Origin of the sequence: Salinisphaera sp. G21_0 (assembly GCF_017744115.1) — a bacterium.
Taxonomy (GTDB): domain Bacteria; phylum Pseudomonadota; class Gammaproteobacteria; order Pseudomonadales; family Endozoicomonadaceae; genus Endozoicomonas.
In genome coordinates this window covers 41,094-54,860 of record NZ_JAGHQW010000025.1, presented here as the reverse complement: position 1 = coordinate 54,860, position 13,767 = coordinate 41,094, and the positions used below count along the sequence as shown (strand labels likewise).

The window sequence follows — 13,767 nt, the reverse complement described above, 5'->3', positions numbered from 1 at the left end:
TCAGTAGCTTCTTGCCTTGGGAGGAAATGCCTCCATGGTTGCCGGGGCAAAGTTAACAGCACGCTTACTTACTGATTGATCAGTCGGTGAGTATAGCGAGTGCGCCAGCCAGTTTTCATCATCCCGTTCCTGGTAATCATTACGGGCATGAGCACCACGGGACTCTGTTCTGACTTCGGCGGAAACAGCTGTTGCATAAGCCACCTGATACAGGTTTTCCAACTCAAGTGCTTCAACCCTGGCGGTGTTGAATGCCTGGCTCTTGTCTTCCAGATGAAGATTGGCCAGCCGCTCACCCAGCTCATCCAGAAGCTTGAGACCTTTCTGCATGCTCTCACCTTCACGGAACACACCAAAATAGAGCTGCATGGTGTTCTGCAGATCAGCACGCACTTTGGCAACGCTTTCACCACTGCTTGATTTGTTCAGGCGATCAAGTCGTGACAAGGCTGCTTCCACATCACTGTCTGAGGCGTCCACAGAGTCAAAGCCATCTTTCAGGTTTTTCTCAATCTGCAGGCCTGCAGCGCGACCAAAGACCACCAGATCCAGCAGAGAATTACCACCCAGACGGTTGGCACCATGAACAGAAACACAGGCCGCTTCACCACAGGCATAAAGGCCTTCAATCACTTCATCATTACCGGCCCCATCCTGACGCAGAGCCTGTCCGCCAACATTGGTGGGAATCCCTCCCATCATATAATGGCAGGTGGGCACCACAGGTACCGGCACTTTCACAGGGTCTGCATGAGCAAAGGTTTTAGACAGCTCACAGATACCAGGCAGACGCAGGTTCAGCGTCTCTTCACCCAGATGATCCAGCTTCAGCAGTACGTGGTCCTTGTTGGGACCACAACCACGTCCTTCGAGAATCTCGATAACCATAGAACGGGCGACAACATCGCGACCAGCAAGGTCTTTGGCGTTAGGTGCATAACGCTCCATAAAGCGTTCACCTTCACTGTTAATCAGGTAACCACCTTCGCCACGGCAACCCTCTGTCACCAGCACGCCCGCACCATGAATGCCTGTAGGATGGAACTGCCACATTTCCATATCCTGCATCGGATATCCGGCACGCAAAGCCATACCGATACCGTCACCGGTATTGATCAGGGCATTGGTAGTGGAAGCGTAAATACGGCCTGCACCACCGGTGGCCATAACGGTGGCTTTTGCCTTGATATAAACGGTTTCGCCACTTTCAATATCAATGGCGATAACACCGGCAACCTGACCTTTCTGATTCTTCACCAGATCAACGGCATACCACTCATTAAGAAAGGTGGTGCCGCCCTTCAGGTTAGCCTGATACAACGTGTGCAGAAGTGCGTGACCAGTCCGGTCTGCCGCTGCACAGGTTCTGGCAGCCTGACCTCCTTTGCCAAAATCCTTGGACTGACCTCCGAACGGACGCTGGTAAATTCGACCCTCTTCAGTCCGGGAAAATGGCAAGCCCATATGCTCCAGCTCGAAAACCGCCTGCGGACCCACCGAGCACATATACTCAATAGCGTCCTGGTCACCAATATAGTCGGAGCCTTTCACCGTATCGAACATATGCCAGCGCCAGTCATCTTTTGGGTCTGCGCTGGCAATTGCACAGGTAATACCACCCTGAGCGGATACCGTGTGAGAACGGGTAGGAAATACCTTACTGACACAGGCCGTTTTAATTCCGGCCTGGGTAAGCTGGAGCGCGGCACGCATGCCTGCTCCCCCACCACCTATAACGATGGCATCATAGGTCAGGGTACGAAGTGCTGACATCGGTTAAAGCCCCCAAAGAATTTGCACGCCCCAGATCACATAACTGAACAGGGCAATAAAGCACACAATCTGCAAAGGAAAACGGATAAGAACGGACTTACTGCCAAAAGCGCGGTCATTAAAATAGTCAGTAGTAATCGTCCACATACCGATCCAGGCATGAGCCAGGATAGAAATCAGCGCCAGCAGGGTAAAAATCCGCATCCAGGTTTCATCAAAGAGCTCAGCCCATTGACCAAACTGGAGACCGGGATTGATGACCAGATAGCCCAAAAGGAACACCGAATAGACACCAAGGACCACTGCCGTCAGCCTTTGCAGCATCCAGTCATAAAGCCCACTGCGGGACAAATTGGTGATATTGGTTACCATACCCAAACCCCCGCAAGGATAATCAGCACTGTTGACAGAACAAGAGTCACAATAGCTCCAAGGCTTCCTGACTCCTTACCATCACCCACATCCACATCCATCAACAGATGTTTCACTCCGGCAATCAAATGATAAATCAGGGCAGACAGAATGCCCCAGATTATGAATTTTGCCAGGGGAGCTGACAACAAGGCTTTGAGGGCGTCAAATGATTCCTCGGAAGCAAGCGACAATTCCAGCCCATACAGAAGAAAACCCAGACCAATAAACAGGATGACACCCGATATGCGATGCAAGATCGAAGTGTATGCAGGCAGGGGTAATTTGATTGTTGTTATATCGAGATTGACAGGTCTTTTGCTATTCACTCTTTTGCCCCAACGCTCGGTGGCGTACACAGCAGAATCAGCAAGAACATCCAGGTTCTCTGGACCCTACGACAAGCAAGTGGAGAAACGCTAAATGCGAAATATACGATTTCCCCTCAAATTAAAGCCGGTGGACCGAAGAACCAACCCATACGGCTTCGGATCGGAGTATATACACTCTAACAGGTAATTACAATTGCTCACCTTATTAAGCAATTACCCCTAAAAACCAAGCCGTTTTTCATATCTTTGTTACGGATTACATTCATAACCAGTTCGTTTGACAAAAAAATTTATGTCTCTATAGTGGTCAAACCGTAAAAGGGAGCTACTTACAACTAATTTGAATATTTTTTAAACAGACTCCCGGCTTTATTTGTGATTTTTCCCGGCTTCATTTTGTAAAAAGTATCCATCTAAAGTAACTATAACGAGACCAAACGGCATGACAGGAGGCCATAAATGGCTGACAAGAAAGCTCTACTCTCCATTGACGGCACGGACCAGACACTGGAGTTACCCATTTATTCAGGCTCTCTCGGGCCTGATGTTGTTGATGTCAGGGGGCTGACTTCCAACGGTCTGTTTACCTACGATCCGGGCTTTGTTTCCACTGCATCCTGTGAGTCAAAAATTACTTACATCGATGGCGACAAAGGTATCCTCCTGCATCGTGGCTATCCAATAGAACAGCTGGCCGAGCAGTCTGATTATCTGGAAACCTGCTACCTGCTGCTTTACGGAGACCTCCCAAACCGTCAGGAAAAGGAAAAGTTCGAAAACACCATCATGCGTCACACAATGCTGCATGAACAGATGAGCGACCTGTTCTCCGGATTCCGTCGTGATGCCCACCCAATGGCGGTTATGTGTGGTGTTGTCGGAGCCCTGTCTGCGTTCTATCACGACTCACTGGACATCACCAATGAAGTGCATCGCGAAATCTGCGCCTATCGCCTGATTTCCAAAATGCCTACGCTTGCTGCCATGGCCTACAAATACTCCATTGGTCAGCCGTTTGTTTATCCACGAAATGACCTGAGCTACGGTGGCAACTTCCTGCACATGATGTTTGCCACGCCCTGTGAAGAGTACGAAGTCAAACCTGTTCTGGCCAAGGCAATGGATCGCATTTTCCTGCTCCATGCGGACCATGAACAGAATGCCTCCACATCCACCGTTCGTCTTGCAGGCTCTTCCGGAGCCAACCCATTTGCCTGTATTGCTGCCGGTATCGCTGCCCTCTGGGGCCCTGCTCATGGCGGTGCTAATGAAGCTGTGCTGGTTATGCTGAACGAGATTGGGGATGAAGCCAATATCGATGAATACATTGCCAAGGCAAAAGACAAAGACGACCCATTCCGCCTGATGGGCTTTGGACACCGTGTTTACAAGAACTTTGACCCTCGCGCCAAAGTAATGAAGCAAACCTGCGATGAAGTGCTTACGGAACTGGGCCTTGAAGATGACCCTCTGTTCCGGATTGCCAAGCGTCTGGAGAGAATTGCCCTGGAGGATGAGTACTTTATCAAGAAGAAGCTCTACCCCAATGTGGACTTCTATTCCGGGATTATTCTCAAGGCCCTGGGTATTCCAACCGAGATGTTCACAGTAATCTTTGCTACCGGTCGAACTCCGGGCTGGATTGCCCACTGGCATGAGATGATCAGCGGTGATTACCGTATTGGGCGTCCTCGTCAGCTATACACCGGTGAGACGAAACGTGACTACATAGCTGTAGCTGATCGCAGTTAATCCTCAGCTGCTTTTCTATCCCGGTATCTCTCGCAAAGTGATACCGGGCTTATACACCTTTTCCCCTTCAGCCCATCGTCTAAACTCAGATAAATAATAACTCCTGCGGTATAAAGCCAACACTGAGTTCAATACATTCTTTCTATCTGGTCACAGCCAATTCTCCTGTTATTAAACGTGAGATCGTCTTAATGAAAGCGCCCACAGAACTGAAACTCATTACTGCAGAACAGTTTGGTATTGATATCGACATGGCGTATGCGACCAGCAATAATTTTACTGGACATCCGATTTATAAAAGCCACGACTGTTATCTTCACCCACTGGCTGCGCAAGGCATCAAACGAGCTTCAGAGCTGTTACGTCCACTGAATTTGACATTGAAAGTATGGGATGCTTTCAGGCCAATAACGGCTCAGGCAGAATTATTCCGGTTTTTTCCTGATCCTGATTACGTTTCCGACCCGGAGAGCGGCCTGTGCAGCCATTGCCGTGGGATAGCAATTGACCTCACTATCATTGACCATTTTGGTCATGAGCTTGAGATGGGAACCCCATTTGATGACTTCCGCCCCCTGGCACACCATGGCAATGACCAGATTTCTGCTGAGGCGCAGCGCAACCGTTTACTTCTGGCAGGTGTCATGAATCTTGCCGGCTTTGACCCTTTAGATACCGAATGGTGGCACTATCAACTGCCGGAGGCTAAAAGCTACCCGATTATTAAACCGGAGCAGAAACCATCGACACTGACGTAACCTCATCCTCACTAAGTCAGAAAACACGGTTTCATTTGCTGAGTACTTATGGTTGCAAACCATGCTCCTGCAGTGTGTGCACAATCGTTTCCGCCCAGGGTCGCCGATTGGGATTTTTTTCAATCATCCCGTTGACCAATGTCGTCAGCTCGGGAGCTGACCGATGCTGACAATGAGGTTCAGCAAGTGTTACCGGTAAGTCCTGCCGGTAAAATTCCTGCCAGGTATGCATGGTTAACAAGCCAGCATCCATCATAATCTCAACAAATGAGATGCCAGCGGAGTAAATATCAGCACTGTAATACTGTCGCTTGCACTTTCTCACTTCTGGCGCAGAATAGCGGGCAGAACCTGAGGCATCGGAGGGAAAGCGGTCCTCAACCACCTGGTGGGCATTACCAAAATCGGCGATCCGCAGACGGTTCGCAGTCATATCAACCAGCAGATTCTCCGGTTTGATATCCCGGTGTAAAATGCGGTTCTGTTTCAGTACTGTCAGACCACGAGCCAGATCATACAGCCAGGAAACGATGGTCGGGACGCGTTCATCCGGCAGCACCTGAGTGATCGCCCGGGCCATATTCAGTCCGCCATCCTCGAGAACCAGCTCCGTGGTGTAGTCCTTTGTGTCAATGATTCCGTTAAACCCAATAAAACCGATAATAAAATCACTGCTCAGCGACCTGAGCAACAGAGCCTCATGATGATCGGCCTCATAAACCGCCTTAGCCTCTTCATGACTGGCATCAATACTTCGGCTTCGGATTATCCATGGCTTCTTTGCCGGGGCCCGGGGTGAGTACCTGACCACGAGCGTCTCGCAGGCTGGAGGTTCAGCATTATTATCGCAGCTGATTTCACTGGCAGTAGCGTTGGACTTATCTGGATTTTCCCCCAGGGAGACCGGCCCGGGTAACTTTTCTTTGGCGCTGGCAGGCACCGGCCAGGGGGCTTCAGGTTTCTCGCTGGGAGTCGTTGGTGCACTTCCAATCCCGGATGAGTTGTCATCTCTGAAGATGATATCGTTATCGTCGTCATCTGCCTGGGGTGATGAATCCAGACCACTGTTGAGACCGGGAATCTCAACATCAGCAAAACCTTCATCACCGTTGACACTGTCTGCGCTGTCCTCATCCCCGCTAGAGTTGCCCTCATCCCCGCTGGAGGCATCTTCATCTGCGCTAGACCAACCCACAGAGAGATCCGTCCCGGCTACGCTTCGTGCCAGTAAACCCGTTTCATGGTGATGGAGCTCAGACTCAGGTAATGCCTTTTCAGCATTATCCACCACGCTCCCAACTTGCTGTCCCGATGAAATCGGTTTGTTATCCTGACCGGCAACATCCACAGGCCGATTGCTCCCATTCCCGGATACGCCATCCATAAAGGCACCTGAAGATCTTGTATATCTTCAGTTTTTTTCGACCAGCGCAGCTGATAATCGATACAAGCTTAATAACGCACGCCAAAAGCCCGGCCAAGCGTCAAAGTTATCCGATGCCCATCACGGGAGTCAGAACGCACGATGGGTATCATCTGTCGTCTTCAAGGAGACAACGACCAGTTTCTTTCTGAAACTGCCGTTGTCCGAAAACGATTCGCGGGTAACAATTTCAGGAATAAGACCGGATGCAGCCCTGTCGAACAAGGCATCCGAGTCGTAGGATATGTACAAATCCGGATACTTTTCGCGATGAAGCTTGAGGCAAAGATGGTAACTGGAATCAAAATCGTGCCAGTAGCAAGACCCCCTACCTTTGCGATATGAATCGCAGATGCCAAGCCAGGAGTCCTTGATAGTACGATCTGGCACATGATCCTTGACAGTCAAATGTTTGTAGAAACGCTCAGGCTTTCTCTGTTCCGCCACCTGACAGGAGCTGTTGTAGATCTCGGACAGGCTGATGTCTTCTATACCACCGGATCGGTTAAAACAGGTCACGCTGAGCGTTTTGTACTCCACTTTACTGACACCACCCTCGGCTTTAAGCGTTGTCAGAGTGTCTGAACTCCAACCGACAACCACAATGGCGTGCTCAAGCCACTGACTGTGGCAGTCGGACGAGGCCGGGTGACTGTAGGTATCCTGGTCCATCTGGACAAAAACGATGACATGGCGTCCCGCTCGAAAGGCATGGTCAAGCAGCGACACCATCTCAACCGAGTCTTTATATTCACGTAAACTGGTGGCCATTCCCATCCGGCAGGCCACTTTCTGGAACAGCTCGGGCGAGGTAATCTCACCGATGGCCGAACCGCAGGACTTGGCAATTTTACGTGCGCTTAATGCACTCGCATCACCATTTTTGTAGGGCAGCAGCTGGCCGCAGGCACATAAAACATGGTGCACAACGGCCAGGGCATAAACCTTGCACTGTGGACCCCATTGCAAATCAAAGTTCTGCTCGCAACGAGTCAGTGGCGTACACCTGGGAATTGACTGGTGAAGACTTTCCATAAACATGCTGACCTGAATAAAGGGTTTTGCATACAAGACAGATTTATTTACTGATAGTTCATATGTTTGGTTTATCTGGTAGTGGCAAGATGAGGGGCCGGAGTTCTCGCCTTTCCACAGGCTCAGGACGAACAGATCCCCATATCCCGCTAAAAATACAGGAAACCTGTGAAATAGTGACTATGCTTGCTATTTGCCTTGGTATGGAGACTCCAGTGACGACAATAAATAGTAATGGCAATCTGGTTCTACTTAGCGAAAAGCACCACCCCGTTACCCTTGATATTACCTATGCCAGTAGCAACAACTTTACCGGCAAGCCCATTTACCAAAGCAGCCAATGCTTCCTGCATACTGACGCACTGACTTGCCTGCTGAAAGCGACCGAGCTGCTCAGGCCACTGAATCTCCGGCTCAAAATCTGGGATGCCTTTCGTCCATTGTCGGCGCAGCACATCCTGTTTCATCACATGCCGAACCCTGACTATGTTGGCAACCCGGAATCCGACCCCTGCCCTCATTGCAGAGGCGTTGCGGTAGATCTCACCATCACCGACCGTTTTGGCAGAGAGCTTGACATGGGCAGCCAATTTGATGACTTTCGTCCACTGGCCCATCATGGTAACGCTCTGGTTTCAGAAGAAGCACAGCGCAACCGGCTTATGCTGGCAGGCGTAATGAATATTGCCGGTTTTAAGCCCCTGGCAACCGAGTGGTGGCACTACCAGCTACCCAACGTGGAGAGTTATCCCTTAATCCCTGAAGCTGAGACACCTGAAGGGATAATGTAACTCCCTGCTTTTCGGCACAGATTAAAGCACACGTGGCTCTGTGATTTGCTATAAATCATACCTGATTTGCCATGATTGCCTTTAAGCGAACCCTGATAATTACCAACTTAAAAATCCGGGAATTAATGGCTTCATTCGAGACTGCGCAATGTCTCATAGCTTAGTCATCAACAAAGATGGTAAAGAGCAAATTCTAACGCTCCTGAAAGATGTATGATGAGCACAATATGTATCACTGGCTACAGCTAAATGAGCTCAACATCCTGCGCTACTCTGTTGTGCTGGAACTTTTTTTTGGAGTGACAGGTATTCTCGTAGCCTTCTACAGCCGCTCAAACGCTGTTTTGCTGGATGGTTGTTATTCCCTGCTTTGTACCTTGACGATGATGGCAAACGTCAGGATATCCCAGATCGTCAAGCTGCCGCCATCCCCTGAAAGCCCTTATGGTTACCCAACCCTTGAGCCATTAATGCTTTTTTTTGAAGGCATTATTTTACTGGGACTTTGCCTTGCCTTACTGTCTTTTTCTATCTGCAAACTCATCACCGGTGGGTATATACCGGAGTTTGACCTTGCCCTGGCTTACGAGATTTTTTCAACGATCATCGGGGGAGCTACAGCCACGCTTTTTTTTCTGCTTCATCGTTCAAAACCCTCCCCGCTGATCTATTTTGAATGCCAGGAGTGGCTGGTTGACTCTGCCGTCAGTGCAGCGGCCACGGCAGCGTTTGCCATAGCTTACCGGTTAGGAAATAGTCACCCGATTACCCCTTTTATTGACTCCATACTCACCATAGGGCTACTGCTGTTTCTGGTCGGGCTCCCCCTCAAGACACTGCACAAAAACTTTAAACAATTGCTATTAAAAGATGTGGTAACACCAGAGCTGTTAGAATCGACAAAAAAAGTCATCGCAGAACAATGGGACGCCCAGCAAATCAATATCTGCATGATCTGGCTCGGCAGATGGTTATGGGTCAATGTAGAGATAACCATCCATAACGATACTTTGCCAACTAAAGAGGAGTTTGAGAGTATCAGGGCTAAAGCAGAACACGCTATCAGCTCAATATGTCAATATTATCGTCTTCAGTTCAGCTTCAGTTTTCAGAACAGCACTTAATACCTGTGGGCAATTGGGTCAGTAATCACAACCGTATCACCACGAAGCATAAAGTTACCGCCATGAAGGTCCATTGAGCCCACCGTTGACAGTTGGGTCAATACATCAAAGAGTGTTTGCAGAAAGTCTTCATGGGATTCAATGATACCGTCATCAACCACATCGGAGATATTGTTGCCTGCTCGTTGCACCAAATCAGAACTGGATACTTTTATCTTTTCAACAAACACTTCCAGTGTTTTGATTTCCTCGGGAAACTCACTGTTATCCACACCAAAAGACTGCATGACCGCCTTACAGGAACCCCATAAAAGGCCAAAGTCATAGTCATGAAAGTGCCGGGGTTCTGTTGCCCGCGACCCATCATCCATAAAGTCTGACAGACGCTCCACCACGTAAACCCGAACCACCATCCCGCAGGGTAAGGTAATGACATCTTCACGATGAATAACAGGCAGGTGTGGGTTGCTCTGGTTTTCCGGTGTCATGCACCACCGGGCAAAAAGGTAATAGCCATCTTTTTTGTCAGGGCACACCTTGACCACCTTATCCGGTTCATCGGGCAGGTTATAAACCGTGGCATAAACACCTTCTGCCACAGGATCAAGCTCTGAACAGCGGTCCAGATATTGTGCAATATCCTGCTTGTCTCTGATTTCATTCTGTTCAACAAGTACTTTTATATCCTGGATTGTTTCCAAGTAAATTTTCATTTTTATAGTTTTTCCATGCCCATTCAGGCACAGGAATATCCGTATTTTTATTTGTTTTTAGCCCGTACCATTTATTCTATCACTGTCTGACAAGTCATAAACCAACAGATATTTAGAAAATGCAATTGGTGTTAAAAAACACCGACAGCTCTTAGAATTGAGCATGGCAGGGCTTGTAACTTTTCTAAAGAGTTCTGGGTTTTGGTAATTTGGGACCATCGGAAGGAGGCGCAAACGGTTGCATACCCCCCGGATTCACCCAATGATCCGGCACCTGAATCTCAGAACTGAAGCCGGGGGCATCAGGGTTACGGGAAGGTCCAGCCATTCCTCCAGATTCTGGTGTATAAACGGCACTGGGAGAATTGGTCAGCCAAGAAGGGTTGTTAATTTCACGGATGACGCGATCTGGTGGAAAGAACGCCATAGGGCCGGTTGGTAAATGAGTACCAATGTAACTACCTCCCTCATTACCGATTGTCAATTTCCCTCGCTGTACCGATGATGGGTGTTGCTCGGCGATGGTAGTACCTCTGCCGCGAAAATTTCGGGGAATACCATCTTGGGCTCTATCGGGGAATCCGGGGTCTGCTCCTCTTGCCGCGCCATCAGGTCGGCCCGGTCCCGGTGGACGTGGCGATGCACTCCCAATGTATAGTGATGGTGGGTTATTTAAAGGGTTACTCATAATTATAAACCTCTTGAGTTCTCTCAATAGCGCAATCCTGTTGCGGATTATCCTTATTGCTATGAGACTAACCAAAGTTCTTTTAGTTCCATGCCCTGTTACCTGTTTTGTTGTTGCACCTATGTCCGGAATTCCAAGGCTAATACGCGACGTGAGGATACTGGCTCAGTCGACTGTAATAACCGGTACGGCAATACCAGGGGTGCCCAGGGATTTTGCCGGATGTAAAACAAGTGGAAAAGGCTATTATCAACCTCTCTTGATTAACCCTCTGATTTCAGGAATACAGGACCCACAGTTCGTTCCCGCCTGCAAATGACTTCCCACTTGCACAGGATCGGTCAACCCATGTTCAGCAATGGCCCGGCAGATGGTCTTCTCACCAACTCCAAAGCAGGCACAAACCTGCCTGCCGGCATCTTCTCCCCGGGGAGGCTTGCCGGACAGAACCCACCAGGCTTCCTCAATTGAGGCCGCCTGACAAAACCAGGACTGTAACCACTGCCGATCACAGGAAGATATCGCCTGACTTGATACCCAAATAGCCTGAAGCTGAGCATCACTAAACCAGGCCACCCGACGCTCACCAACGGTATTGTCGGTAAATTCAACCTTTTGATAGCCCTTGAGCCCTGAGAACAGTGATAGCTGGTCCAGGTTGCTACCCGCCATTTCATAGCGATAGCCATTTTCAATACGGACCTCAGTCATATAACCAATGTCGCCAAAAGCTACTCTCTCCCGGGTAATAAGCACGCCATACCGCTCAGTGTGGTAAGGTTCAACAGCCACCGGCGTATACTTCAGATCCGGCTGTTTGGACACCGGATCAAGCACCGGATTCACCAGCACCCCGGAAAAGCCCGTATCACTGTGCTGGCGTGTCCAGTGCATGGGCATAAACACTTCACCAGGCCGTTGAGCTTCAGAAACCTGCACTCGCACCACCGCTTTGCCAAATTCCGATGAAATCTGACATAACGCCTGATCACGCAACTGGTAATTTTCAGCATCTTTCGGATGTATGGCCAGAAACGGCTCATCGGTATGCTGATTCAACCGGGCTGAAAGCCCGGTTCGGGTCATCGTATGCCAGTGATCACGCACCCGTCCGGTATTCAGCAACAGTGGATAAGACTTTCCGGGAGCATTCAGGGGGCGCAGAACTTCAGTGGCAATAAAATTGGCCCGGCCATTCCCGGTGAAGAAGCCGCCATCCTTAAAAAATCGTGTCTTGCTTGCTGTTGTTGATATTACTGGCTGCGTATCAGACAGCGCCCCGGAACCATCACCCAGAACCGCTGATAATGGCCATTGAAACGGTTCCAAAGCGTCATATTCTGAGTCAGTGATATTGGCCAGGGGGGCAATGGTAAAATCCCGGACTTTTCCTTCCCGGTTATTTTCATAGCCTGACAGTGCCGCATGCTCACGGAAAATATCGGCACTGCCGGAATAGTTAAACGCCTCGGCAAACCCCAGACGGCCTGCCACTTCACTGATCATCCACCAGTCCGGCCTGGCTTCTCCGGCCGTGGGAAATAACGCGCGCTGTCTGGAAATTCGCCGCTCAGAGTTGGTTACCGTGCCATCCTTTTCACTCCAGGGTGCTGCTGGCAACAAAATATCGGCAAATTCAGCCGTATCCGTGTGTTCGATGCAGTCTGAAACGACCACTGTCGGACACTTTTTCAGAGCCTTTATCACCCGGTTACTGTCCGGCAAACTGACAACCGGGTTAGTCCCCATAATCCAGACAAAACGTATTTCACCCCGATCCATTGACTTGAACAGGTCAACCGCCGTCTTGCCCGGGGACTGTGCCATATTGGCTGCCTGCCAGAAACGCCCGACTCTGGCGATATCATCAGGCGTAAACTCCATGTGCGCAGCCAGCTGATTGGCCAGCCCACCCACTTCCCTGCCACCCATGGCGTTGGGCTGCCCGGTGAGTGACAATGGACCACTGCCGGGACGGCCGATACGGCCGGTAGCCAGATGACAGTTGATCATGGCATTCACTTTATCCGTGCCGGCTGCTGACTGGTTTACCCCTTGAGACCAGGCCGTCACGGTTTTATCGGTGGCACAAAACCAGTGATAAAACTGAATAAGTTCGTTTTGCTCTACACCACAGGCATCCGCCAGCTGTTGTATATCACCAACACAGGACCTGGCCACTTCCAGCGCCTGATCAAAGCCCTGACAGTGTTGATCAATATAGTCCTGATCCAAAGCACCCTGATCGGCAAGCCAGGTAAGCAGACCATTAAACAGCAATACATCCGCCCCCGGTTTTATCGCCAGATGCAGATCAGCAATATCACAGGTTTCTGTGCGTCTCGGGTCAATCACCACCACTTTAATATCCGGCCGCTGTTCTTTCATCGCCCGGATACGTTGAAACAATACAGGATGACACCAGGCCGTATTGGACCCCACCAGCACCAGCAGATTAGCCAGCTCCAGATCCTGATAAGTATTCGGTACGGTATCCGAACCAAACGCACGCTTCTGGCCAGCCACGGTGGAAGCCATGCAGAGCCGTGAGTTGGTATCCATATTGGCACTGCCGATAAACCCTTTCATCAGTTTATTGGCGACATAGTAGTCTTCTGTCAGCAGCTGACCTGAGCCATAAATGGCTACAGAGTCCGGCCCATACTGTTCAATGGTTTCCTGTAGCCGTGAAGCCACTTGATCCAGCGCTTCAGACCAGACTACCTGACGACCATGAACCTTTGGATAAAGAAGACGTCCGTCCAGTGATACCGTTTCCCCGAGGGCGCTGCCCTTGGAACAGAGCCGACCATAATTGGCAGGATGATCTTCCCGCCCGCTAATCTCCACCAGATGCAACTCAGGATCAACCACCCTGGCGGAAATACCGCAACCCACACCACAGTAGGCACATGTTGTATTGATAGCCTTTGCCAATTGATTTACTGCCATGATGTTTGCCTGAAT

Annotated in this window: 12 protein-coding genes; 4 read left to right on the top strand and 8 right to left on the bottom strand. The window is 49.8% G+C overall.

The features are described from left to right. From sdhA to sdhC, 3 genes are read right to left on the bottom strand one after another with little or no spacing between them, the layout of a single operon-like run. Entirely contained in the window at nt 1-1,773 is a 1,773-nt protein-coding gene (gene sdhA / locus J7439_RS13200; protein ID WP_209202278.1) for a succinate dehydrogenase flavoprotein subunit, read from the bottom strand. 3 nt (nt 1,774-1,776) lie between these two features. Then, complete coding sequence (sdhD, locus tag J7439_RS13195; protein WP_209202276.1) at nt 1,777-2,145, bottom strand: succinate dehydrogenase, hydrophobic membrane anchor protein; 369 nt, start codon at nt 2,143-2,145, stop codon at nt 1,777-1,779. Next, nucleotides 2,139-2,513 carry a succinate dehydrogenase, cytochrome b556 subunit gene (gene sdhC, locus J7439_RS13190; protein WP_209202274.1) on the bottom strand — a complete coding sequence of 125 codons (375 nt, stop codon included), beginning with the start codon at nt 2,511-2,513 and terminating at the stop codon, nt 2,139-2,141. The genes sdhD and sdhC overlap by 7 nt, the downstream gene beginning before the upstream one ends. A 462-nt stretch (nt 2,514-2,975) precedes the next feature. Here sdhC and gltA point away from each other — a divergent pair, with 462 nt between their 5' ends. Continuing rightward, on the top strand, nt 2,976-4,268 hold the full coding sequence (gene gltA, locus J7439_RS13185) for a citrate synthase (protein WP_209202272.1): 1,293 nt from the start codon (nt 2,976-2,978) through the stop codon (nt 4,266-4,268). A 191-nt stretch (nt 4,269-4,459) separates the two neighbouring features. Next, nucleotides 4,460-5,026, top strand: a complete 567-nt coding sequence (gene ddpX, locus J7439_RS13180) for a D-alanyl-D-alanine dipeptidase (protein ID WP_209202270.1) — start codon at nt 4,460-4,462, stop codon at nt 5,024-5,026. Between the two features lie 46 nt (nt 5,027-5,072). On the opposite strand, the gene J7439_RS13175 is transcribed toward ddpX (J7439_RS13180), so the two are convergent. Both J7439_RS13175 and J7439_RS13170 read right to left on the bottom strand, forming a co-directional pair. After that, a complete protein-coding gene (locus tag J7439_RS13175) occupies nt 5,073-6,410 on the bottom strand; it encodes a protein kinase domain-containing protein (RefSeq protein WP_209202268.1) in 1,338 nt (445 codons plus the stop codon). A 129-nt stretch (nt 6,411-6,539) separates the two neighbouring features. Next, nucleotides 6,540-7,484, bottom strand: coding sequence for a hypothetical protein (locus J7439_RS13170; protein ID WP_209202266.1), 945 nt, complete (start codon nt 7,482-7,484; stop codon nt 6,540-6,542). 62 nt (nt 7,485-7,546) lie between these two features. Between J7439_RS13170 and ddpX (J7439_RS13165) the strand changes: the two genes are divergently transcribed. Then, nucleotides 7,547-8,275: a D-alanyl-D-alanine dipeptidase gene (gene ddpX, locus J7439_RS13165; RefSeq protein WP_209202264.1), complete on the top strand. Its 729-nt coding sequence runs from the start codon at nt 7,547-7,549 to the stop codon at nt 8,273-8,275. Between the two features lie 227 nt (nt 8,276-8,502). After that, the gene (locus J7439_RS13160; RefSeq protein ID WP_209202262.1) at nt 8,503-9,399 is read left to right on the top strand and encodes a cation efflux transmembrane domain-containing protein; all 897 of its coding nucleotides are present in this window, start codon (nt 8,503-8,505) and stop codon (nt 9,397-9,399) included. Here the strand turns inward: J7439_RS13160 and J7439_RS13155 are convergent. The 3 genes from J7439_RS13155 to J7439_RS13145 form a co-directional block, all read right to left on the bottom strand. Further along, nucleotides 9,396-10,100 (bottom strand): hypothetical protein, encoded by a 705-nt coding sequence (locus J7439_RS13155; protein ID WP_209202260.1) that lies wholly within the window; start codon nt 10,098-10,100, stop codon nt 9,396-9,398. The genes J7439_RS13160 and J7439_RS13155 overlap by 4 nt on opposite strands. 196 nt (nt 10,101-10,296) lie before the next feature. Continuing rightward, nucleotides 10,297-10,800 (bottom strand): hypothetical protein, encoded by a 504-nt coding sequence (locus J7439_RS13150; protein ID WP_209202257.1) that lies wholly within the window; start codon nt 10,798-10,800, stop codon nt 10,297-10,299. Nucleotides 10,801-11,049: 249 nt separating this feature from the next. Then, nucleotides 11,050-13,752 carry a nitrate reductase gene (locus tag J7439_RS13145; RefSeq protein WP_209202255.1) on the bottom strand — a complete coding sequence of 901 codons (2,703 nt, stop codon included), beginning with the start codon at nt 13,750-13,752 and terminating at the stop codon, nt 11,050-11,052. Nucleotides 13,753-13,767 lie beyond the last annotated feature (15 nt).